General features: G+C 63.6%; 21 protein-coding genes and 1 pseudogene. 17 read left to right on the forward strand and 5 right to left on the reverse strand.

What is annotated here, in order from left to right:
• Nucleotides 1–289 precede the first annotated feature (289 nt).
• Genes BJF92_RS09785 through BJF92_RS09800 form a run of 4 tightly spaced genes read left to right on the forward strand, consistent with a single transcriptional unit; the run spans nucleotide 290 to nucleotide 4221 of the window.
• Nucleotides 290–1453, forward strand: coding sequence for an extracellular solute-binding protein (locus BJF92_RS09785; RefSeq protein ID WP_245294715.1), 1164 nt, complete (start codon nucleotides 290–292; stop codon nucleotides 1451–1453).
• 8 nt (nucleotides 1454–1461) lie between these two features.
• Nucleotides 1462–2325: an ABC transporter permease gene (locus BJF92_RS09790; RefSeq protein WP_075634575.1), complete on the forward strand. Its 864-nt coding sequence runs from the start codon at nucleotides 1462–1464 to the stop codon at nucleotides 2323–2325.
• A gap of 3 nt (nucleotides 2326–2328) precedes the next feature.
• On the forward strand, nucleotides 2329–3141 hold the full coding sequence (locus BJF92_RS09795) for an ABC transporter permease (protein WP_075634576.1): 813 nt from the start codon (nucleotides 2329–2331) through the stop codon (nucleotides 3139–3141).
• A 33-nt stretch (nucleotides 3142–3174) separates the two neighbouring features.
• A complete protein-coding gene (locus tag BJF92_RS09800) occupies nucleotides 3175–4221 on the forward strand; it encodes an ABC transporter ATP-binding protein (protein ID WP_075634577.1) in 1047 nt (348 codons plus the stop codon).
• 497 nt (nucleotides 4222–4718) lie between these two features.
• Here BJF92_RS09800 and BJF92_RS09805 read toward each other — a convergent pair whose 3' ends face one another.
• The gene (locus BJF92_RS09805; protein ID WP_075634578.1) at nucleotides 4719–6035 is read right to left on the reverse strand and encodes an ROK family transcriptional regulator; all 1317 of its coding nucleotides are present in this window, start codon (nucleotides 6033–6035) and stop codon (nucleotides 4719–4721) included.
• An 18-nt stretch (nucleotides 6036–6053) separates the two neighbouring features.
• On the reverse strand, nucleotides 6054–6920 hold the full coding sequence (locus tag BJF92_RS09810; RefSeq protein ID WP_075634579.1) for a sugar phosphate isomerase/epimerase family protein: 867 nt from the start codon (nucleotides 6918–6920) through the stop codon (nucleotides 6054–6056).
• A gap of 282 nt (nucleotides 6921–7202) precedes the next feature.
• Between BJF92_RS09810 and BJF92_RS09815 the strand changes: the two genes are divergently transcribed.
• From BJF92_RS09815 to BJF92_RS09840, 6 genes are all read left to right on the forward strand, one after another.
• Nucleotides 7203–8276, forward strand: a complete 1074-nt coding sequence (locus BJF92_RS09815) for a Gfo/Idh/MocA family oxidoreductase (protein WP_075634580.1) — start codon at nucleotides 7203–7205, stop codon at nucleotides 8274–8276.
• A gap of 106 nt (nucleotides 8277–8382) precedes the next feature.
• Nucleotides 8383–9294, forward strand: a complete 912-nt coding sequence (locus BJF92_RS09820; protein WP_245294716.1) for a carbohydrate kinase family protein — start codon at nucleotides 8383–8385, stop codon at nucleotides 9292–9294.
• A gap of 91 nt (nucleotides 9295–9385) precedes the next feature.
• Nucleotides 9386–9631: an amidohydrolase family protein gene (locus BJF92_RS09825; RefSeq protein WP_075634581.1), complete on the forward strand. Its 246-nt coding sequence runs from the start codon at nucleotides 9386–9388 to the stop codon at nucleotides 9629–9631.
• 8 nt (nucleotides 9632–9639) lie between these two features.
• Nucleotides 9640–10497, forward strand: coding sequence for a creatininase family protein (locus BJF92_RS09830; protein ID WP_158032220.1), 858 nt, complete (start codon nucleotides 9640–9642; stop codon nucleotides 10495–10497).
• Complete coding sequence (locus tag BJF92_RS09835) at nucleotides 10406–10684, forward strand: GntR family transcriptional regulator (RefSeq protein ID WP_075634583.1); 279 nt, start codon at nucleotides 10406–10408, stop codon at nucleotides 10682–10684. Before BJF92_RS09830 ends, BJF92_RS09835 begins: the two co-directional genes overlap by 92 nt.
• 11 nt (nucleotides 10685–10695) lie before the next feature.
• Nucleotides 10696–11085, forward strand: coding sequence for a UTRA domain-containing protein (locus BJF92_RS09840; RefSeq protein ID WP_280938377.1), 390 nt, complete (start codon nucleotides 10696–10698; stop codon nucleotides 11083–11085).
• A 180-nt stretch (nucleotides 11086–11265) separates the two neighbouring features.
• Here the strand turns inward: BJF92_RS09840 and BJF92_RS09845 are convergent, their stop codons facing one another.
• Entirely contained in the window at nucleotides 11266–12366 is a 1101-nt protein-coding gene (locus BJF92_RS09845) for a LacI family DNA-binding transcriptional regulator (RefSeq protein WP_075634585.1), read from the reverse strand.
• A gap of 231 nt (nucleotides 12367–12597) precedes the next feature.
• On the opposite strand from BJF92_RS09845, the gene BJF92_RS09850 reads away from it, so the two are divergent.
• Genes BJF92_RS09850 through BJF92_RS09880 form a run of 7 tightly spaced genes read left to right on the forward strand, consistent with a single transcriptional unit; the run spans nucleotide 12598 to nucleotide 20392 of the window.
• Complete coding sequence (locus BJF92_RS09850) at nucleotides 12598–13662, forward strand: ABC transporter substrate-binding protein (RefSeq protein WP_075634586.1); 1065 nt, start codon at nucleotides 12598–12600, stop codon at nucleotides 13660–13662.
• Nucleotides 13663–13683: 21 nt separating this feature from the next.
• A complete protein-coding gene (locus BJF92_RS09855; RefSeq protein WP_075634739.1) occupies nucleotides 13684–15207 on the forward strand; it encodes a sugar ABC transporter ATP-binding protein in 1524 nt (507 codons plus the stop codon).
• Nucleotides 15204–16166 (forward strand): ABC transporter permease, encoded by a 963-nt coding sequence (locus BJF92_RS09860; protein ID WP_075634587.1) that lies wholly within the window; start codon nucleotides 15204–15206, stop codon nucleotides 16164–16166. Before BJF92_RS09855 ends, BJF92_RS09860 begins: the two co-directional genes overlap by 4 nt.
• Entirely contained in the window at nucleotides 16163–17104 is a 942-nt protein-coding gene (locus BJF92_RS09865) for an ABC transporter permease (RefSeq protein ID WP_075634588.1), read from the forward strand. Before BJF92_RS09860 ends, BJF92_RS09865 begins: the two co-directional genes overlap by 4 nt.
• On the forward strand, nucleotides 17101–18054 hold the full coding sequence (locus BJF92_RS09870) for an amidohydrolase family protein (protein WP_075634589.1): 954 nt from the start codon (nucleotides 17101–17103) through the stop codon (nucleotides 18052–18054). The genes BJF92_RS09865 and BJF92_RS09870 overlap by 4 nt, the downstream gene beginning before the upstream one ends.
• On the forward strand, nucleotides 18047–19360 hold the full coding sequence (locus BJF92_RS09875) for an alanine racemase (RefSeq protein ID WP_075634590.1): 1314 nt from the start codon (nucleotides 18047–18049) through the stop codon (nucleotides 19358–19360). The genes BJF92_RS09870 and BJF92_RS09875 overlap by 8 nt, the downstream gene beginning before the upstream one ends.
• Before the next feature lie 18 nt (nucleotides 19361–19378).
• Nucleotides 19379–20392: a M14 family metallopeptidase gene (locus BJF92_RS09880; protein ID WP_075634591.1), complete on the forward strand. Its 1014-nt coding sequence runs from the start codon at nucleotides 19379–19381 to the stop codon at nucleotides 20390–20392.
• 117 nt (nucleotides 20393–20509) lie between these two features.
• Here the strand turns inward: BJF92_RS09880 and BJF92_RS24740 are convergent.
• Both BJF92_RS24740 and BJF92_RS09895 read right to left on the reverse strand, forming a co-directional pair.
• A pseudogene (locus tag BJF92_RS24740) lies at nucleotides 20510–21137 on the reverse strand (LysR substrate-binding domain-containing protein); the annotation flags it as partial.
• Between the two features lie 10 nt (nucleotides 21138–21147).
• A complete protein-coding gene (locus BJF92_RS09895; RefSeq protein WP_075634594.1) occupies nucleotides 21148–22899 on the reverse strand; it encodes a methyl-accepting chemotaxis protein in 1752 nt (583 codons plus the stop codon).
• Nucleotides 22900–22903 lie beyond the last annotated feature (4 nt).

The following is a 22903-nucleotide window of genomic DNA, read 5'->3' on the forward strand; positions in this document are numbered from 1 at the left end:
GATCACGGCATTCCTATGATGGTGCGCGTTTCCCGCCGCCATGCTGCAATGCCCAAGGAACTGCGCAGGCGCTCAGAGGTCCGCCACCCATGGCGAGAGCGCAAACAAGCGATCGCGCACGTCGCGCGTCAGAGGCCACGCTTGACAGGCTCAATATAGTTCACGATAAGTATTTAAAAAAGAAAATGAGGCTGCACGCACGGCGAAGCGCCTCCGTTGACCAAGGGAACTACGGCCAGACTGGGATAGGAACCTGCTCTGTGGCCACAAACAGGATGGAGAACTTTTGATGGCCACGCATCTTCGCATGGACCGGCGCGACTTTCTGCGGCTTTCGGCTGCCGGTGCAGCCTTTGTCGCCGCCAGTGGCGCACAGATCGGCGTATCGAGCGCCGCCGAGGGCACGCTCGACATCTTCTTCAATTCCGACACCAACATCATCGACTTCTGGACCAACGTCATCAAGCCGGGCTTCGAGGCTGCCAACAGCGGCGTGACGCTCAACCTCGTTCCGGGCGGCGGCGGCTCCGGCGTCAATGCGCTGGCCGATCGCGCCATGGCCGCCTTCCAGGCTAAGAAGGACCCGCAGATTGATATGCTGGAGGCAACGACGCCCTTCTATCCGGCCGGCTCGATCGAAGCCGGCCTCTGGGTCAATTTCGAAACGTCTGGACTTTCCAACCAGCCGAAGGTCAACCCCGTCACCGTGCAGAGCCCCTTCCTGCTGCCCTATCGCGGTTCGCAGGTCGTGCTCATGTATAATGCCGACCAGGTCAAGGACGTGCCGGCGACTTTCCCGGCGCTGGTCGAGTGGATCAAGGCCAATCCCGGGAAGTTCACCTATGCCCGCCCGGATCTCGGCGATTCCGGCGCCTGCTTCATCGAGCGCGCGCTGCAGGAAGTCACAGGCCAGAAGCCGGACCTGTTCCAGCCGGAAAACTACACGGATGCCTATGCCAATCCGATGTTCGAAAAGCTCTGGCCCCTCCTGAAGGAGATCCAGCCCGCGCTCTTCAACGGCGGTGAATATACGTCGGGCAATACCGCCTCGATCCAGCTTCTCGCGTCCGGCGCCATCTCCATGACGGTCGCCTGGTCGGATATGGCGCTACAGGCGATGAGCCAGGGCGTCGTGCCGGAAACGACGGCAGTCGCGCAGCTTCAGGACCTCGCTTTCACCGGCGGTTTCTCCGGCGTCGTCGTGCCGACGGTCGCGCGCAACAAGGATGCGGCGATCAAGCTTGCCGACTACATCATCTCCGCCGATGTGCAGGAAAAGGTTGTGACCGATCTCGGCGGCTTCCCCTCCATCGGCTGGGACAACCTGTCGAAGGAGCTGCAGGAGAAGTTCGCCAAGGTCGCGCCGAAATCGATCCCCGTCTTCCCGGGCACCTGGGAGCCGAAGCTGTTCGAAGGCTGGTATCGTAACGTCGCCTCCAACATCAAGCAGTAGGGCGCGCCATGGACGCGGGCAACAATCGGACGGGACGGATTGACTTCCTCGCCTATGGTTTCATCGCCATACCTGTGATGGCGATCGTCGTCTTTCTCTTCTATCCCGCTGCGCTCGCCATGTTCGGGACGCTTTTTCACAAGCGTCCCGACGGTGGCCTCGCTTTCGATGCTTCCAGCTACATTTTCTTCTTCACCGATCCCTACAGCCTCGCCAATTTGATGCGCACGCTGTGGACGACCTTCGTGGCCCTCGTCCTCATCGTCGCCGTCAACCTGCCGATCGCCCTCTACATGCGCTTCACGCGCGGCTGGCTGGCAAGCCTCATACAGGGGCTGGCGCTGTTTCCAATGTTCGTTCCGGGCATCATCATCTGCTACGCGCTGATCCGCTATCTCGGGCCGAATGGCTGGCTGCAAAGCCTTCTGAACGCCGTCGGTTTCACGCACTACGCCTCGCCAATCACCACGCCCTGGGGGCCCGTCATCGGCCTCATCTGGGACGGCATGCCGATGACGCTGCTGATCCTGATCTCCGGGCTTGGAACGATCTCGGATGCCTCGATCGAGGCGGCGCGCGATGTGGGGGCAGGGCGGCTGCGGATCCTGCGCTCCATCATCCTGCCGCAGATCACCCATTCGATCCTGATCGTCTCGGCGCTGAATTTCCTCGGCTTCTTCGGTCAGGTGCTGATGCCCTTCATGCTGGGGCCGACGAACCCTGAGATGATGGGCCCCTTCATGCTGCGCACCTTTGTGTCGGTTCGCGATCCGCTTCAGGCCGCCACCCAGGCGACCATCACCTTCCTGATCTGCTCGCTGGCCGGCCTTGCCTATGTGCGCTCGCTGGCCAACCGCAAAGAGGAGCGCTGACCCATGGGCATCGTTCAGCGACGCGACGTCTTCGGACCGCTGATCCTCATCTTCCTCGTCTTCTTCATCGTCCTGCCGGTGGCGACCGTCTTCCTCTGGGCTTTTGCGGAACAGTGGTTCTACCCCTCCGTGCTGCCGACCAAATGGGGCTTCCGGTTCTGGGCGCAGCTCGTGTCCCGCCCGGAGGTCTGGCAGGCCTTCCTGATGTCCATCAAGCTGTCGCTGACGGTCACCGCGCTTTCAGCCCTCATCTGCCTGCCGGCGGCCTACGCCTTTGCGCGCATGGATTTTCCGGGCCGCTCCGGCTTCATGATGTCCTTTCTGATGGCGAATGCCTTTCCGCGCTTTGCGTTGATCGTCTCGATCGCCGTGCTGTTTCTGACGCTCGATCTTGTCGGCACCTTCCAGGGCGTCGTCATCATCCAGTTCCTCAACACTCTGCTGTTGATGATCTGGCTGCCAACCGCCGCATTCCGCGCCATTCCTCGCGAGACCGAGGAGGCCGCACGCGACGTCGGCGCCTCGCCGCTCCAGGTCTTCTGGCATATCACCCTGCCACAAGCCTTTCCGACCATTGCGGCAGCACTGTTGATGACGTTCGTCTGGACCTTCTACGAGACGGAAGGCGCCTGGCTGGTCGGCGCGCCGCGCATTCGCACCATGCCGCTCTTGATGATGTCGATGATCAACAACCAGCTCGTCGTGCAATATGGCGCGGTGCTGTCCGTGATGCTCTGGGTCCCGTCGCTCGTGGCGATCGTGCTGGCCCGTCGGGTGATCGGCGGCGATGCCTTTGCCAAGGGCCTTGGCGGCTGATGTTCCCTCTTCCCTTTTAAGGCTGATGCTCCCATGTCCACGCTTGACCTTATCGATGTGACGAAGAACTACGGCATCGTGACGGCCATCGAGCCGCTGTCGCTGTCAATCGGCGATGGCGAGCTGGTCTGCCTGCTAGGCCCCTCCGGCTCCGGTAAGTCGACGCTTCTGCGCATCATCGGCGGCTTCGAGACGTTAACCGCAGGCAGGGTGCTGATCGATGGCATCGATGTGGCCTTCGCTCCTCCGGAAAAGCGGCCGACGGCGATGGTGTTTCAGAGCCATGCCCTGTGGCAGCACATGACGGTCTTTGAAAACATTGCCTTCGGCCTGAAGCTGCGCGGCTTTGACAAGACGGAAATCCGCCGCAAAGTCGAGACCGGTCTTTCGCTCGTCGGCCTCCAGGACTATGGCGGGCGCCATCCGGCCCAGCTGTCAGGCGGCCAGCGGCAGCGCGTGGCGATTGCCCGATGCCTGGTGCTGGAGCCGAAGATCCTGTTGATGGACGAACCTTTCGCTAGTCTGGACCAGCACCTGCGCGACCGGCTGCGCGAGGAGGTCCGGCAGATCCAGAAGACGTTGGGCATCACCACCGTCTTCGTGACCCATGGCCAGGATGAGGCTATGTCGGTCGCCGACCGCATCGTGGTGATGAGCATGGGCCGCATCGAGCAGGTCGGCACTCCGGGCGATATCTACGCCACGCCCGCCACGCCCTTCGTCGCCGGCTTCATCGGCGATATGAATATGATCCCGGTGATGGTTTCGAACGGCCATGCCACGATCGGCGGGCTTCGGCTTGCCGCGAGCGTCGCCGACGGCCCGGCAACGCTCGCGGTCCGGCCCGAGGACCTTACGCTCGGCGGCCTCGACGCCGCCGGCTTTGGTGCCGCGCAGGTGACGCGCATGGTTAATTACGGCTCGTTCTTCAAGGTAACGGCCCTTCTCGCCGGCACGGAGTGGAAGGTGCAGGCGCCCAAGACCGCTGCTGTCGCCCAGGGCCAGAGTTTGCCGCTGTCAGTAGGCCGCTACCAGCTCTTCCGCGATGACCGCATGGTGTTCCGCTCCGACGTCGGCTGAGGGCGTCTCTGAAGATCTTGCCTCATGGCGCTGTCAGGATGGCGCGGTCAGGTCGCAGATAAAGTCCACTTTTCTCCAGGGACCAAGTCTCGCAACCCAACCTCGGCAGAGCCCGAGGATAACGGGCATGCAGGTTCAGCGCGACGTGCAAACCGGAGGACACCTTTCTGGAGTGATCCATCGTCTGACCGTGTGGCGAAGGTGTTCTTTTCCTGCGTGAAGCGCTATCTGAAAAATCCATCTATTTTCATCATAATCTCCTCGATCCTTGGCCATGTTGATCGGATAGCGCCCAATGCCCGGTCTTGACCCGCCGCTTTGCGGTTTGAAGCGGTAGGGAGGCACGCTCGGAAACTTCCGTTGCGCGGAACTCGATCCGGTATCCAGCCGATAGGCGTCCGCACGTTGAAGAGGTCTTTGGGGGGCAGGACCCATGAAATCCATGGTTTCGTCGTCAACCCGGCTCGAGGCCGGGATGGCGGTGAGCGCGGCGGCCCTTACGGCTGGGCGCTGCCGGCGATCTCGAAGGGCCGGACATCCGCGAGGTTCTGGCGGATGTAGAGGTGACGGAAATTGTGGCTGGTGTTGACGAAGATCGGCAGCATCGCAGCGCCCGTAACGGCGGCATCCTCGCTGAGCCGTGCGGTGATGAGCCGCGGATGGACGCGGTCGCGCCGTGCTGCCGGAGTGGGGCGCAGCGGATAGGCCCGGTCCACCAGACGTTCAATCAGCGGCTGCGGCAGCGCGCCGCCCACCGCGATGAAGCCGGGATCGTACATGACCTCGATGATGGCGACGACATCGCGCAACAGCCTTGCGGCCGAAGCCAGCCAGTCCATGAGGCGATGATCGCGTATGGCGAGCAGCTGAAGGATCCGCGCGGGATCGGGATTGAGGCCGAGGCCGCAGGCAAGGCCGAGCCCGCCGATGGAGATGAGGCCACCCTGCGCCGCCGTCCCGTCGGCCGCCTCCGGACCCGATTCCGGCCATGTCTGCGAGCCGCCAAGGCCGGCGAAGGGCAGCAGGCCGATTTCGCCCGCTGTGCCGCCAATTCCCTTGTAGGGATAGCCGTCGATGATGAGGCCGGCGCCCGATCCATGGCCGATATAGTAATAGACGAAAGTGGCTTCCTGCGTGTCCGGCCGGTGGATGCGCTCGCCGATGGCGGCGGCTGTCGCATCGTTCTCGACCAGAATCGCGTAGCCCGTCAGGCGGTGCAACTCGTCTGCGAAGGGAAAGTCGCGCCAGGCCTGCCAGTGCCGCATCGAAAAATCGAAGTCGTCGCCTGCAGAGCCGAACGTCGGCAACACGAGCCCTACGCCCCAGATATGTTCGGATGACACGGCCTGTTCGGCGAGAAGGGCCGAAAGCGTGCTCGAAAGCGCCTTGACCGCGTTGGCCGGATCGCCCGTATCGATCCGCGTCACGCGTCGTGCCCGCTCTTTGCGGGTAAGGTCGAGCACGAGGATGGAACAGAGGTTCTGGTCGAGGTGGATGCCGATCGAGAAGCCCGCTTCCGCATTGGCTTCCAGATAGATCTGCGGCTGGCCGCGCAGGCCCGACGAGCGGCCGGCCTCGACGATCAATCCCTGTTCCAGCAATTCCCGGGTAATGGAGGAGATGGTCTGCGGCTTCAGTCGGATGACGGATGCGATTTCCACGCGGCTAATCGGGCCGCGCTGGAAGATCGTTTCGAAGACAAGGCGGCGATTGTGGATGCGCGCATGCTCGATGCGACTGCCGGCAATGCGCTCCTCGCCCTCGTCACCCGTTCCTGGACCTGAACCGCTATCGGCCTGATTCACACGCGCCATCTCAACCGCTTCCGCCGGTCAGAGCCCCAAGGCTCTCAGCGCGTCCCGGTTGCGTCTGGCGATCGGGAAGGGCTTGTCCGGCGGGCAGGGATACATATCCTGCTCATAGACTACATAGCCCTGATAATCGCGCGCTTCCAGAAAATCCACAACCGCGCGGAAATCCACCATGCCCTTGTCCAGCTCGCACATCACGCCCAACTGGAACCCGGTGATGAAATCGATCTTCTCTCGGTTGATCTTTTCCAGCAGCGTCGGATCGACATTCTTGAAGTGATAGTAGGGAATGCGATCCGCATACCGCTTCATGAAGTCGACGGCATCCGCGCCCGTATAGGCGTGGTGGCCGAAGTCGAAGCAGAGGCCGACGAGATCTTCCGGCGTTTCTTCCAGAAACCGGATCACCTCGGCCTCCGTCTCCACGCCCGAGCCGACATGCGGGTGGAAGACGAAGGAGAGGCCGTGCTCGCCCGAAACATAGCGGGCGGCCTCGGTGACATTGGCGATCATGCTCTTCCAGGCCTCGGGCGAGTGGGCCCGCTGCTTGCCGGGCGGCGGCAGGTCGCTGTCATCCATCAGCACCACCCACTCCGCACCCATGGCCTTCAGCAGGCTGCAGGTCTGCGCCAGCCGCGGGCGCAGGCTGTCCATCGCGTCGGCGGGAGCGAGCAGATGCACCAGCGCCGAGCCGCAAACGGAAAGACCGCGCGAGGACAGCGCATCCGTCAGACGGGCAGGGTCGGTCGGCAGATAGCCCCAGGGGCCGGTCTCCGTCGCGGTGAAGCCCGAATCGCGCACTTCATCCAGATAGCGCTCCCAAGGCGTCTGCCGCGGATCATCCGCATACCACACACCCCAGGCATCCGGCGCCGTTGCCAGTTTCATTGTCAGACCTCTAATTTAATTCCCTAATGTCACTTTAATTCAGTCTGCCGACGATGGAAAGAGACGAAGCAGCGGGCGGTGTGATTTTCCGCGAATTTCAGGGAGTTCGTGGCAATTGCCGAGACGGGCGCCGCTAGATAGCCCAGTGCCGGCGTGACGTCGCTCTCCGATACGGTGAGAATCCGCTTGATAAAATCCTTTATACGTATTTATTTGAGCGCGCGGCATTCAGGCGTCGGGATGCGGTCTCGCAACCGGCCCTTAAACGACAGGAATTCGATCATGATCAGGCTCGGTCTGCTGGGGCTCGGCGAAGTAGCGCAACTCATTCATTTGCCCATCCTGCAAAGGCTGGGCGACCTTTTCACGCTGGCCGGCGCCTATGATCCGTCTCCTTCTGTCAGCAAGGCGATTGGCGCGCGCTGGGGCATCGAGACGCTTTATGAAACGCCGGAGGCGCTTTTTGCCGCCGCCGATATCGATGCGGTGATGGTGCTGAGCCCCGACCAGTTCCACGGTCGCCATGCGCGCGCAGCACTTGAAGCCGGCAAGCATGTCCTGATCGAAAAGCCCTGCTGCCTGGCGCTCGACGATCTCGCTGCTCTCGCCGAAGTAGCAGAGAAGAGCGACAAGGTGGCCATGGTCGGCTACATGCGCCGCTTCGCCCCGGCCTTCCTCGCAGCGAAGGAAAACCTGCCGCCCGCCGAGGAGATCACCTATGTCCGCGTGCGCGACGTGATTTGCGAGGGCCCCTGGTATTTCAACCAGACCGACACTGTGGTGACGCCACAAAACGACCTGCCGGCCGAGCTGCTTTCCACCGGCGCTGCGCTGCGCAAGGCGATGCTCGACAGCGTGCTGGGTGACGATGCGCCGACGGATCTGCGCACCGCCTATACGGTCATGACCGGTCTTTCCTCGCATTCGCTGTCGGCCATGCGCGATCTGTTCGGCCCGCCGAAGGCCGTCAGCGCCGCATCCATCAAGCAGGGCGGCACGCAGATCACCGCGCTTCTGGATTACGGGCATTTCACCGCCATCTACGAATGCATGATCGGTGATGTCGTGCGCTTCGAGGCCGGCTTCGAAATCAACACGCGCTGGAAGCGGCTGGCTTTCGAATATCCCACCCCTTACATACGCAATCTGTCGATGACGCTCGATATCCAGACCTCGACGGAAACGGGCAACAGCGTCACTCGCATCGGACCCTTCCATCAGGACCCCTTCGATGTGGAGCTGCGCGCCTTCCACGCGGCCGTCACGCAAGGCGGAAAAAACCGCACGCCGCCGTCGGAATCGACAGACGATCTCGCCCTGTTCAAGGCGATTATCGAGGCTGCGCGCGCCGCGTGACAGCGAGGCTCCTTTCGACCCCGCCAGCCCCTCGGTTCTCTGAGGCCTTTCGTCTTTTCAAGAGAGGATGGAACGGCGTATCCCGGACAAACTCTAAGGATTTTCCATGCCGATGCCCCGCCCGACACCGCTCGTCGTTCTCGGCAATCTGAACATCGATCTCATCCTTGGTCCGACGGACTGGCCCGAGATGGGAACGGAAGTTTTTGTCGAGCATGACGAGCTGCGCATCGGCGGCTCGGCCGGCAATACTGCGCTGGCGCTGCAGGGCATCGGCCATCCCCATATTCTCGTCGGCTCCGTCGGCACGGATGTCTTCGGGGCGATGATCGAGGCAGCCTTTGCTGCGGATGCGCGCCGGCTGGCGCGCAGCACGGCACGGACGACGCTGACGGTCGGCATCACCCATCCCGGCAGCGAGCGGACCTTTTTCACAACGCGCGGTCATCTGCCGCAATTTTCGGCAGGGGAGGCGCTGTCGCTTCTCGACGGTGTCGATCTCGAAGGCGGGACCGTCCTTCTTGCCGGCGCCTTCCAGACGGAGCGGCTGCTGGCCGGCTATGACGAGCTCATCGCGGCGCTGACGGCGCGGGGTGCGCGGATTGCGGTCGATCCCGGCTGGCCGACCGAGGGCTATACGCCTACCGTCACCGCCTTCCTACGAGACCTCCTGACCAAGAGTCACTGTGTGCTCTTCAACGAAACCGAAGCGCTTCATCTTGCGCCTGCCGAAAGCACGACCGCGGCTGCCCGCATTCTCCATGCCCTGCAACCGGAGGGCGCCGAGACAGTCGTCAAGTGCGGCGGCGACGGCGCTCTCGTCATTGATGCGGCGGGAACCCTCCACCAGGTACCGGCTCCGATCGTCGATGTCATCGACACGATCGGGGCCGGCGACGTCTTCAATGCCGGCTATCTTTCCGGCCGCAGCCTCGGCCAGAGCCCCATTCAAAGCCTGGCCCGCGCCACCATGTTGGCTTCGCGCGCGATCTCGACGCTTCCCCGGGTCTATGCCTGAGACGCGGTGCCCGCATGGCCGGTTTCCGCTCCGCCGTTGACACTGCGGATGTGGGTGCGCTCTGGCAAGCGTCTTGCTGACCCCAGGGCTTATGGCTTCGGTTTGCCTCAGCCTGATCAAGCACCGCCACAAGGACCAGATCGTCGTCGGCGGCGATATCGCCCGGCGCACGATGTACCGTCATGATGGCGAGGGCGGTCTCGGCCTCGGCTATATTCTCGAAAGCTGGGTCCCGCGCTTCATCGAACAGGCCAACGAGGCCGGTTATGATGGGCAGGCCCTGTTCCGGGCCTTTTTCATCGACAATCCCCGCCGCGCCTTCGTGTTCAAGCCATGAGCCGGATGGTGAAGGACAAGACCGACATTACCGGCCTCAACGACAGCGAGATGGTCGAGGCGCTGGCGGCGCGCCCTGTGCTCATCCTGCCGATCGGCGCCGTCGAAAGCCATGGGGACCATCTGCCGGCTGGCACCGACAATCTGCTGGCGGCGCGCCTTGCCGAGGAGCTCGCACGGGTCGTGGATGGGCGCACGCCGCTCCTGCGGCTTCCGGTTCTTCCCTTTGGACAGGTCTGGTCGCTTGGCGATGCGCCGGTCTCGTTCGGCGTGTCCAACGAGACGGTGACGCGGACCATCGTGGAAATCGCCCGGTCGGCAAAGGCCGAGGGCCTTTCGACCCTGGTGGTGGTCAATGCCCATCTCGGCAATGCGGTGGCGATCCGCGATGCCCAGCGCATTGCCAAGGAGGAGGGGATCGTCATCGCCAATTTCTTCTATCCCGGCGCCGAGGCCGTGATCGTCACGCAGCGCGAAATGCCCGAGGCTCATGCCGCCTATATGCATGCCTGCGAAATCGAGACTTCCTACATGCTGCATCTGGCGCCCGAGCATGTCGCGATGAGCAAGGCGATCGCCAATTACCCCCGGTTTCCGGCTGACTTTTCCTATGTGCCCGACCGCTGGCCGGAATTTTCGCAGAGCCCGGTTCTGGGGGATGCGCGGGCGGCAATGGCACAAAAGGGGCGAATAATCCTTGAGGCCGTGCTCGGGCCATGCAGGTGGCGCTCCTTTATGCTCGGCAGAGCGAAAATTAGGGAATGCCGAGGTCAGCTTGCATATTTCCTCTGCCGTCCGGGATCACCGGCCGGTCTATATTCAGATTGCCGAGACGCTGCGCGCCAGGATTCTGTCAGGCTATTATGAAGAGAAGATCGACGGCGAGCTGCCGCTCTCGCGCGAATGGAAGGTCAGCCGGCGCACGATCCAGCAGGCCTTGGAGCTTCTCGTTCAGGAAAGTCTGCTGGTGCGCCAGCATGGCATGGGCACCTTCATCAATTCGAAGGGCGTCGAGAAGCGCTATCGGGCAATCACCAGCACACCGAGGGCATAGCGGGCCAGGGGCTGCGGCCGGAATTTCGCGTGCTCTCGAGCGGTCCCGACCCGGCGGAGGGCGAAAATGCGGTCTTTTTCGACCTTGGAGCGAATGCGCAGGTCTATCGCCATCGCCACTTGGTGTCCGCCAATGGCCGCCCGCTCGCCGTGGTCGACACCTGCCTCAACCTGACCCTTCTGGAGGGGCTGGAGCTCTTCCATCTCGACAGTTCGCTCTATCGGACGCTGCGCCATCAGTTCAACCGCACCATCGTCCAGGCCGAGGATCAATATGTGCCGGCCGTGGCCGAGAGCGATGTTGCGTCCCTTCTCGGGCTTCCCGAAGGCAATCCGATCTTCATTGCCATTCGCCGCGCACGCGACCAGACCGGCGCGCAGTTAAAGCCTAGCAGAAAATGACCTCGTAAGCCGCCTGAGCCGAGTCCTGACTTTGGAGCTCACAGTCTGTTCAAGAATTGCTGTTGGTCTGACGAAAATGGTGATTTCGAGAACCGGAGCGCAGCGTACTTTCGTACATGAGCACCGGAAGCGCAGAAATTGCCATTTGCAGGCGGCCAACAGCAATTCCTGGACAGACTGTCAGAGGCTGCCGCCTTCGCTAACCACCAGATCCAGCCTCTTGAGCTTCTGCGCGGGCGGCGTCCCCGACAGGCTGGCGATCAGCATTGCGCCGGCTTCCCGGCCAAGGAGGGCGCTGTCGACGCCGATCATCGTCAAGCCCGGCGGGATCTCGGCGGCAATGTCGCTCTGGCCGAAGCCGAGAATGCCGAGATCGGCCGGCACGCGCACATTGAGGCGCCGCGCCTCCATCATGCACCCCAGGGCGAGAACGTCATTGCTGCAGAAGAGGGCATCAGGCTTTGCCGGCCGTGCCATGACGGAGGCTAGGCAGCGCCTGCCGTCCGAAACGCCGGTGACGTCGTCAACCAGTTCCTCGCAGACGAGCGTGATGCCCTTTGCCTGACAGCCCTCGCGAAAGCCTTGCAGGCGCAGGGCGCCTCGGCCGCTGCGCCTGCCGACATAGGCAACCTTGCGATAGCCCTTGCGAAACAGCATGTCCGCCGCCAGACGTCCGGCCTCGGTATTGGAAAAGCCGACCAGCATGTCGATCGGGTCGCGCGGCAGAGCCCAGGTCTCCATGATCGGAATGCCGATGCCGCGCAGCAGCTCACGATTGCTCTCCAGCTCGATGACGCCTGTCAGCATCACCGCTGCCGGCTTCATGGCATGAAGGGAGCGAAGCGCGGCCGTTTCGCGCTCATAGGAATAGGACGTCTGTCCGACGAGGAAGAGATAGCCGGCATCCTCCAGAACCGCCGCGCAGCTCTTCAGGGCCGAGGCGAACTGCTCGCTCATCAGATTGGACGCGAAGGCGAGCACCACATTCGATCGCCCGCTCTTCAAGGCGCTGGCATGCGGATTGATGCTGTAGCCGGTTTGCGCCACCGCCTGTTCGATCCGGGCGCGCTTGTCCGGACTGACCTTCTGGGGATTGCGCAGCGCGCGTGACACGGTGATCGGCGCGACATCGGCCAGCCGCGCGACATCGCCGATCGAGATGCGTTTTGCTGCCGCTTCCCGTTCTGCGCCATGCCCCTGCTTTGGCGGACCGGGGTCGGCTATCCGCAGCACGTCGTCATAAACGACAGTCGATCCGTCTTCTTCCCGCGCGCTCTGCATCCGTCTCCCTACTGTCGGCCTTCCTGTTTCTAGTCTGTGCAGAGGCCGAAGCGCAACCGCGGGCATTGCTAGGCCAAAAGCAGCGCGCCACTGCCCGATGCTTCAGAGAGGGATTTTGTCACACGATGGTAACGTTGTCATTGACAGTGCTCCGCATGATGGTAACGTTGTCATCAAGCGGCGGACGTCATGAACGGATGACAGTGCCAGCCGCGTCAAAAGGGGAACAAAATGAACGTCAACGCATCTTCGTCCGGCGCTCTGCGCCGCTTTCTGAAAGCGACTGTCGCTGCCGGTCTCGCGCTTGCAGCCTTTTCCGGCGCGGCCCATGCGGCATCGACCTGCGTGAAGGGAGACCGCAAAGCGCCCTATACGATCGGCTGGGCCAACATCTATTCCGTACCGACTTGGATGAAGCAGACCGAGGGCACCATTACTGCCGAGGTCGATGAGCTGAAGAAGGCGGGTTTGGTCAAGGATCTGATGATCACCGACGCGCAGGGCAACGCGCAGACGCAGATCCAGCACATTCAGTCAATGATCGACGCCAATGTCGATGCGATCGTGGTGATTGCCGGCTCCTCCAACGCGCTCGATCGCGTCATCTCCGACGCCTGCGACAAGGGCATTGCCATTGTCAATTTCGACAGCCTCGTCAACACGGACAAGGTCACCGCGAAGATCAACACGGATTCCAGCGAGTGGGGCGGCGAAGCGGCAAAGTGGCTGGTGAACAAGCTCGGCGGCAAGGGCAAGATCATCGTCATGAACGGCCCAGCCGGCATCTCCGTCTCCGATGATCGACGCAGGGGCGCCCAGCCCGTGCTTGACGCCAACAAGGGCATCGAAGTCATCACCGAGACCAACACGGAATACAATGTCGCACCGGCCCAGGAGGCGATGACCAGCCTGCTCTTCGCCAATCAGGAAATCGACGGCGTGCTGTCGCTCGGCGGGGCGCTGTCGGCGGGCTCCGTTCTCGCCTTCGACCGGCAGGGCCGCGAACAGGTGCCGATCACGGGCGAGAATGCCCGGCAGTTTCTTGAGCTGTGGAAGGAAAAGGGCCTGAAGGGCTGGGCGACCATGCAGCCGAACTGGCTGGGCGCGCTGTCGGTCTATACGGCCGTTCAGGCTTTGGAAGGCAAGTCCGTTCCGGCCTTCATCAAGGTGCCGCTGCCGGTGATCGACGACAGCTCGATCGACAGCTATCTCGCTCGGGCCGACAAGTTCCCCGCCGATGGCTACATCTATTCCGATTACGACAAGGCGCTGTTCGACAAGCTGCTCGCCCAGTAAGGCCGGGCAGGGATGATCGACATGACCGATGCAGGGCCGCTTTTGGAAGCCCGCCGGGTTTTCAAGGGCTTCTTTGGAAATCCGGTTCTCAAGGGCGTCGATATCGCGCTGCGTCCGGGCCGGGTTCATGCTGTGCTCGGCGAAAACGGCGCGGGCAAATCCACGCTCATCAATCTCCTGTCCGGCGCGCTGGCGCCGGATGAGGGCTTGATCGCGATCGACGGCCGGCCGGTGTCGCGGCTTTCGCCTGCAACCGCGCGCGCGGCCGGCATCGCCGTTGTCCAGCAGGAGCTGAGCCTGGCCGGAGAGCTGTCCATCGCCGAAAATATCGGCCTGGGCGCCTATCCCCGGCGTTTCGGCCTGATCGACTATGGCGCGCTTGCGCGCGGCGTGCGGGAGGTTTGCGATCTCGTCGGCTTGACCGAGCCACTCGACATGCCGGTCGCCGATCTCGCTCTCGGGCGCCGGCAGATGGTGGAAATCGCCAAGGCCCTGTTTCGCAAGCCGCGGGTGCTCATCCTCGACGAGCCGACCTCGTCGCTGTCGGCCCATGAGGCAGGCGTGCTCGGGCGGGTCATCGCCACGCTCCGCGATCGTGGTGTTGCGATCCTCTATATTTCCCACCGCCTGAACGAGGTCCAGGCGCTGTGCTCCCACGTCACCGTTCTCAAGGATGGCGGCGTCACGGCCGACCGTTCGCTTGCCGGCATTGATGGGGAGGGGCTGGTGCGTCTGATGGTCGGGCGCGAAACGGGGGAACTTTTTCCGCCCAGGCGGCAGGGGCAGGCGGGCAGGATGCGTCTCGACGTCGAGGGGTTTTCCGCCGGCCTCGTTCGCCACGCGCGGCTTGTCGGCCGGGCTGGCGAAATTGTCGGCCTTGGCGGCCTGGTCGGGCAGGGTCAGGAGGATCTGTTGCTCGGCCTTTACGGGGCGATCCCCGCCAAGGCCGATCGGGCGGAGATCGACGGACGGTCCGGCCTGCCGGCCAATGTCGCCGCAGCCAATGCGGCAGGCATGGTCTATGTGCCTGCTGACCGGAAGCATGAAGGGCTGGTCCTGCCACATTCGATGGCGTCCAACATCTTGCTTCCCTCGCTGGGTCGGCTGGCGCGCGGCGGCCTGCGCGACCGGCGCGCCGAGGCGGGGCTGGTCGCCGATCTCGCGCGGCAGCTGATGATCAAGGGCGATGTCGCCCGACCCGTCCAGGCTCTGTCGGGCGGCAATCAGCAGAAGGTCGCGCTGGCCAAATGGTTGCCGCTCGACCCGGGCGTCCTGCTGCTCAACGATCCCACGCGGGGTGTCGATATAGAGACCAAGCGTGAAATCTACCTGATGCTCCGTCGCTTTGCGGCGGAGGGGCGGCTGGTCATTCTCGCCAGCTCGGATACGCCCGAACTCGTCAATCTCTGCGACCGCGTGCTGGTGCTGCGCGAGGGCCAGGTGGCGGCTGAGCTGAGCGGACCGTCCATCACCGAGGCGGCAATTGTCGGCGCGGCCATGGGCGTGGAGCAAGGCACAGGCCCCGGAAGGAGGGCTGTTCAATGACCCAGGCATCCTCATCACGACTTTACGGCGCCATCCAGCGCCGGCGCAATCGCGGCCTTGTCGGTCTCTACCTCGTCGTTGGCGCCTTTCTCCTCCTCTATGCCGTGCTTTTCCCCGGCATCCTGACGATCGGCGGCTTCTCCAAGTTCACGCAGAACTGGTTTCCTCTGGCGCTGGTGACCATGGCGCAGGCGCTCTTGATGTTGAACGGTGGCATCACGCTTGCCATCGGGCCGCTGGTCAGCCTGGGCGCAGTGATCGCGGCAACGACGATGGGCAGCGCTTTCGGTGTGCCGGGCGGCATTCTGGCCGTGATCGCCACCGGTCTGGGCATCGGCGCGGCCACCGGCGCGATCGTTGCGCTCCTGCGTCTTCCGGCCATCATCGTGACGCTGGCCGGCTCCTTCATCATCACCGGCGTCGCGCTCATCCTTCTGCCGCGGCCGGGCGGCTTCGTGCCGGGCTGGCTCTCCACGCTGCTTGCGGGGCACACGCCGGTCGCCTTCCTGCTTCTTCTCGTCATCCTTGCACTCTGGAAGATCTTTCTCGCCACGCCGCTGGGTCTCGCCATTTATGCTGCCGGAGACAATCCCGTCGGCGCATTTCGCTCCGGCGTGCCGATCGAGCGGGTGAAGATCGTCTCCTTTGCCCTGTCCGGCGTCCTTGCGGCGCTGGGCGGCCTCTTTGTCGCCGCGCAGACAGGCTCCGGCGATCCGATCATCGGCGCGCCCTTCACGCTGAATTCGATTGCGGCAGCCGTCCTCGGCGGCGTCGGCTTTCTCGGCGGCAAAGGCACGATGCGCGGCGCGGTCTGCGGCAGCCTGCTTCTATCGGTGATGATCAACGTCATGTTCTTTCTGGGCTTTCCGCCGGTCGCGCAATATGTCGCGCAAGGCCTCATCATCGTCGGCGCCGTGGCCGTGCCGGCCCGTCTCGCTCTCTGGAGGGCTGCGCGATGATGCGTGTCAAAGCCATCTTGCGCAATCCGCCGTTGCTGACCTTCCTGCTCGTGGCGCTCGTCTGGCTCGTTGCCGGCCTGTCGCTGCGCGGCTTCGGGGCCTATGGGCATCTGCGCTATCTCCTGGAACTCGCGGCCGTCATCGGCATCGCCGCCGCAGGGCAGACGCTGGTCGTGCTGATGGGCGGCATCGATCTTTCGGTCGGCGCCGTCATCACCGTCACGGCGATCCTCCTGCCGCTTCTCTCGCCGGCCTGGGATCCGACCGGGCTTGTCGGTGTCGCGCTCGTCCTGGCGATCGCCATCGGCATCGGCCTGCTCAACGGGGCGGGGGCGACGTTCCTCAAGGTGCCGCCGATCATCATGACGCTGGCCATGGCCACCTTTCTGCAGGGCATGCTCGTTCTGGTGGCCGGCGGCAGCGCCGTCACGGTGCAGAACCCTGCCGTGCTGCTGCTCGGCCAGTCGCGCCCGCTGGGCATTCCGGCGGGGGTGGTGCTCTGGGTCCTCGTCTCCATCGGCATGCTTCTGCTCATTCACCGCATGCCGATCGGCGCCCGCTTCCTGGCGCTTGGCGCCAATCCGCTCGCCGCGCGCCTCTCGGGTGTCAGCACGACGCGCAACACGCTGATCCTCTATGCGCTGTCCGGCTTCTTCGCCGGTCTCGCGGGCCTGCTTCTCCTGGGCATGAACCGCCAGGGCTATGTCGGCATCGGCGACCCCTATCTCCTGACCTCGATCGCCGCGGTCGTCCTGGGCGGGACATCCATTCTCGGCGGCCGTGGCACCTATGCGGGCACCATTCCCGGCGCCATCCTGCTGGTGACGACCACGGCGCTGATCACGGTCGTCAACGCCTCGCCCGGCTGGCGGTCGATCATGTTCGGCACGCTGATCCTCGCTCTTCTGATGATCTCCGGCCGCGAGGCGCGCCGATGACGCGCTATGCCGGTCCGGTCATCGATCCGCATCATCATCTGTGGGACATCTCGCTGAAGCGCCATCCCTGGCTGGAGCGGGCACGCGCCAATGAGAATGAGATGGTTTTCGGCAGCATGTCGGCGCTGCTGCGGTCCTATGGCGTGGCGGATTATGCCGCCGATGCCGCGCGCCAGAACATCGTCGCGTCAGTTCATGTCGAGGCCGGATGGTCGGATGCGCACCCGCATGAGGAGAGCGCCTGGCTCGACTCGCTGGATCTTACAGGCGGCATCGCGCGACGCGCCATCGCGCGGGTGCCGCTCGATGACCCGCGTGCCGAAGAGAAGCTCGCCACGGAGGCGGCCAATCCCCGCGTCGTCGGCATTCGCGACATCGTCAGCTGGCATCCCGAACCGGCCAAAAGCTTTGCGCCGCGCGCCGGCCGGATGGCGGATGCGCGATGGCGAGCGGGCCTCTCGCATCTGACAAAGCTGGATCTGGTCTTCGACCTGATGCTCTATCCCTGGCAGATGGACGAGGCACGCGATCTCGTGCGCGCCTTTCCCGAAACGCTTTTCGTGCTCAACCATGCCGGAAGCCCGGCGGATCGCACGCAGGAAGGGATGGCGCTTTGGCGGCGGGGGCTCGAAGCGCTCGGCGCCGAGCCGAACATACGGCTGAAGATCTCCGACCTCGTGGCCTATGACCATGCCTGGAGCTTCGACAGCCTCGCGCCCGTGATCAGCCATTGCCTGGACTGTTTCGGCCCGGAACGCTGCATGTTTGCCAGCGATTTCCCGGTTGCCGGGCTCCATGCCAGCTTCGACGCGCTCTACGAGGTCTTCCGCCGGGCGGCAGCGCCGCTCTCACACGACGAGCAGCGATCGCTGTTCTTCACCACCGCCAATGACACATACCGGCTGGGGCTGAGCGATCACGCCGCCGCCGCAGGGAAAGACCATGTCTGACGCCGCCCTTGCCGTTCTGCCCGATCCGCTGCTCGATGATCGCATTCGCGGTTTTCCGCCCGCCCATCCGCCCCTTCGGCTCGGCGCAATCGGCGCGCAGAACTGGGCGCCTTATGACGGGCGCATGGCGCTGCCGCTTCTGTCGCTCGATGAGGCTGCCTTTGCCCGCAATGTCGAGACGATGATGGCCTATGTGCGCGACAAGGAGGTGGAGATCGCACCCCACGCCAAGACGCCGATGGTCCCGGCGCTTGCGGAGGTGCTGGTCAAGGCCGGGGCTTGGGGAACGACGGTCGCCGATATCCGCCAGGCCGGCGTCCTCCTGCGGTCGGGCCAGAGGCGTCTCATTCTCGCCAATGAGATCGGCGGCCTGTCCGCCGCGCGGCGGCTGGCGGCGCTGCTGGCAGGCTTTGCCGACGCCGAGCTCCACATCTTCGTCGACTCTGTCGAGGCCGTCGAGGCGCTGCACCAGGCCTGGAGCGAGCGCGGCGACCTGCCCCCGCTCGGCCTGCTGATCGAATTGGGAGCTGGTCGCGCAGGGGCCCGGACGATCGAGGCCGGCTTGCGCATTCTCGAGCGCATCCTTGCCGTCGAGACGGCGCAATTTCGGCTGACGGGCGTTGCGGCCTATGAAGGGGCCGCCGCCACGGCCGATGCCTTGGAAACCGCGCAGCGCATCGATGCGCTGATGCAGCTGACCGGCGATTTCCTGGCGCAGCTGCGCGCGCGCATCGGCAAGGTGCGTGCGCTGATCCTGACGGCCGGCGGCTCGGTTTTCTTCGACCGGGTGATCGCCGGCCTCGGCGCGGCCGTTGCGGCGGACCCGAACTGCCGGCTGATCCTGCGCAGCGGCGCCATCTTCTTTCACGATCACGGCGTCTATGAACGGGGCATGGCCGCGCTTGATGCGCGCGGCGGCTTCGTCATCGACGGCGCGGTGCGCGCCGCCTCGGCCGCCTTTCAGCCGGCGCTGAAAGTCTGGGCGGAGGTGCTTTCGCGCCCTGAACCCGACCTGGCGATCTGCGGGATGGGGCTGCGCGATGTTGCCAACGACCAGGGCCTGCCGCGCCCGCTGTCGCTTTATCGCGAAGGACAGAAGGTTGCGAACCTCGATGGCTGCGCGGTGCTGCGGCTGAACGACCAGCACGTCTTCCTGCGGCTCGATCCGGCAAGCCTCGTCAACGTTGGCGACATCATCGTCTTTGGCATTTCCCATCCCTGCACCTGCCTGGACCGGCACGCCATCCTCTACGGTCTCGACCCCGAGCAGCGGGTCAGCGGGGCCTATCTAACATGCTTCGGCTGACCCCCGACTGGAGATAAAATGCACAGTGGCCTCGTCAATCCGATCGATCTCTCGCTGGAGGGCCGCCAGGCCGGCGCTCTTGCGATTCCCTTTTCGATCGACCGGTCGCCCTATTACCAGATCCGCATCCCGATCCTCCGCGTGAAGAACGGCGAAGGCCCGAGCCTCCTGCTGATGGCCGGCAATCACGGCGACGAATATGAGGGCGAACTCCAGCTCGCACGGCTGATGCGCCTGCTCGATCCGGCAAGGATCCGCGGCGCCGTGACGATCCTTCCGGCCGCCAACCTGCCGGCCGTGATGGCGGCGAAGCGGTGCTCGCCGTTCGATGGCGGCAATCTCAACCGCGCCTTTCCCGGCGATCGCCTGGGAACGCCCACCGCGCGGCTTGCCAACTTCCTGGAAGCCCACCTGTTTCCCCATCATGACGTCGTGCTCGATCTTCACGCCGGCGGTACCTCCATGGCACATCTGCCCTGCACGCTGATCGAGCGGCAGGCCGATCCGGCCCGCTTTGAAAGAGCGGTCGAGCTCCTGCATGTCATGGGCGGGGCCCATGCCTTCATCGCCGACAATGGCCCTGCGGCGCCCACCTCCATGGCCGCAGCCGGCCGCGCCGGTGCAATCGGCCTCTCGGGCGAATTCGGCGGTGGCGGCACGGTAACGCCAGCCAGCATGCGCTTCACCGCGCTGGCCATCGACCGGCTCCTCCTCGCGCTGGGGATCGTCGATAGGCCCATCCTGTCGCGCGATTTCGGGCCGGCAAGCGGCCCGCTGCAGCTTCTCTCGCTCTCGCGTCATAGCCAGGGCATCTACGCCGAACGACGCGGCTGGTTCGAGCCGGCGGTGGCACTTGGCGCCAGCGTCTCGGCCGGCGATCTCGCCGGCTGGTATCACGATCTCGAACGGCTGGACCAGATGGAGGAACCACTGCACTTCGCTGAAGCCGGCATCGTCATCTCGCACCGCCTGCATTGCGACAGCCAGGCAGGCGATTGTCTTATTCAGGTGGCCGAGCCTATCGTCGCATGACGCAGCTGTGCGATAGGCCGAGGTGAGCGAGGTCGGCGCAACAAGGTGGAGATGTCAGCTCGTTGCAACGGTTCATGCCAGAGACCGAGAGCTCGAGAGCCCGAGGGCGTTGCTGGATTATCCCAGCGCTGCCCGCAGCCGAGGTGCTGCGAAATCCAGGAAGGTGCGCAGTTTGAGTGGGAGCAGACCGTTTGGAAGGTAAAGCAGGTGCACCGGCGAGGCCGGGCGTTCAAATTCTTCCAAGACCGGCTTGAGCAGACCTTGGTCAACCAGTTTTCTGGCCTGATAAGACATCACCCGCGTGAGTCCGAGACCGGAGGCCGCTGCGTCGACGGCCGCTTCTGCGGTGTTGACCGGAAGTCGAGGGCGAATGTCGACGGACGACGTCTTTTTTCCCTCTCGAAAAGGCCAGGCGTGAGAGGATTGCGCGCCGTCAAAAGCGATGCATCGGTGAACGTTCAGATCACGCGGATGAATGGGCGCTAAATAGGCGCTCAGATAGTCCGGCCTGGCGTAGACGCCATGTCTGACCTGTCCAAGGCCGCAGCGCCATCAAATTTGAATCCGCCAGCGCTCCGATCCGCAAGGCGACGTCAATATGGTCCTCAGCCAGGTTGTTGTTCCGATCGCCGAGCGTCAGTCGCATATTGATATCGGGAAAAGCCTTCAGAAAATCGCCGATCACGGGCAGAAGGTGCAATCTGCCGAAGACGATCGGGGCGGTGACCGTCAGATCGCCTTTCGGGCCGATGCGCTTACGGCTCGGTCCAACCATGCCCCGAGCCTCCGGCAACCCGTTTTGTAACCTGGCGGCTTGAGAAAGCCACCACCTCACCGCGGTGGCCGGGGTGTTGGGAGCCGGCGGGCTGCGTGCGAAATTGCTCGACGAGAACTGCGAGCGCTTTTGCGCGTTCGGCAAGCTCGTGGCTGGCGGCGTTCTGCTCCTCGACACTGGCTGCGTTTTGCTGCGTTCCCTGATCGAGAAGCGTGACGGCCTGATTGATCTCCTTGATGCCGATGGACTGCTCCTTGCTCGCCTCCACGATCGCCAGCACGTTCCTGTCGATGGTCTGTACCCGGAGAACGATCGATTCCAGTGCCTTGCCCGTTTTGCCCACCAGGTCGACGCCAGAGGCCACCTGGCCTGAAGAGGTGGTGATCAGCTGCTTTATCTCCTTGGCTGCCTTTGCGGATCGCTGCGCAAGTTCGCGCACTTCCTGGGCCACCACGGCGAAGCCTTTTCCGGCCTCGCCGGCACGCGCGGCTTCGACGCCTGCATTCAATGCAAGCAAGTTCGTCTGAAACGCGATTTCGTCGATCACGTTGATGATGCTGGAAATTTCCTTTGCTGAATTCTCGATCTCTCCCATGGCGGCAACAGCCGACGTGACAACCTGCCCAGACTGCTCCGCAGCCTCGCGGGTTTCACGAACCATGGTTCCCGCCTCGGAGGCACGCTGGCTAGCGTCATTCACGGTCTGCGTGATCTCTTCCAACGCCGCAGAGGTTTGCTCCAGGGCCGCCGCCTGCTGCTCTGTCCGCTTCGCAATGCCCCCGGCATTTTCCAGCAGTTCGCTTGACGTCAAGACAATTCCGTTTGAGAGACCGGTGATCTCGGAAATCACCGTCTCAAGCTTGGCCACCGCCGCATTGAAGTCCTGCCGCGTGCTTTCCATCGACTTGTCCATCTCGACGTGAACCTGCGCCGTCAGGTCGCCATTGGCAAGCCGGCCAATGGCGGTGCTCAGGATGCCGACGGACTTCATGCGCTCCGTCACGTCCGTCGCGAACTTCACGACACGATAGACCTGCCCGCGGGATGAATAGACGGGATTATAGGTTGCCTGGATCCAGACCTCCCGGCCGTTCTTGCCGACGCGTTTGAATGTGTCTGAAAAGAACTCGCCAGCCCGCAGCCGCTGCCAGAATTCTTCATATCTCTTCGAGGCTGTATAGGTTGCGTCACAGAAAATTCGGTGATGCTTGTCGAGGATCTCGGCACGCTGGTAACCCATCGCCTGGCAGAAGGCCTGATTGGCTTCCACGACCACACCTTCGGGCGAGAATTCAATGACGGCGACGGAGCGCTCCAGCGCGCGCAGGAGGTTCTCGTTGTGCAGGGAGGCGATCTTGGTCGCGGTGATGTCGGTGGCGATCTTCAGGACGCCGGTCACCTTGCCGTGCTCGATGATCGGGTCATAGGATGCCTCGATCCAGATGTCCTCGCCCGATTTCGAAATGCGGCGAAACTGACCGCGCTGCGGCTTGCCCGCTGCGAGATCTTTCCAGAACGTCACGTAGGCGTCAGAGGAGCGGAGCGCTTCTTCGACAAAGATGCGATGATGCTTGCCGACAAACTCCGACAGCTCGTAGCCGACGGCGTCGCAGAATTTCTTGTTGGCCCCTTGCACCACACCATCGGGTGTGAACCAAATCAGAGCATGGGAGTGCGCGATTGCCCTATAGTGCTTGAGTGCCACACGCTGCTCCAAGAACTTCTCAAACACTGAT

This window comes from Xaviernesmea rhizosphaerae, assembly GCF_001938945.1.
Classification (GTDB): domain Bacteria; phylum Pseudomonadota; class Alphaproteobacteria; order Rhizobiales; family Rhizobiaceae; genus Xaviernesmea; species Xaviernesmea rhizosphaerae.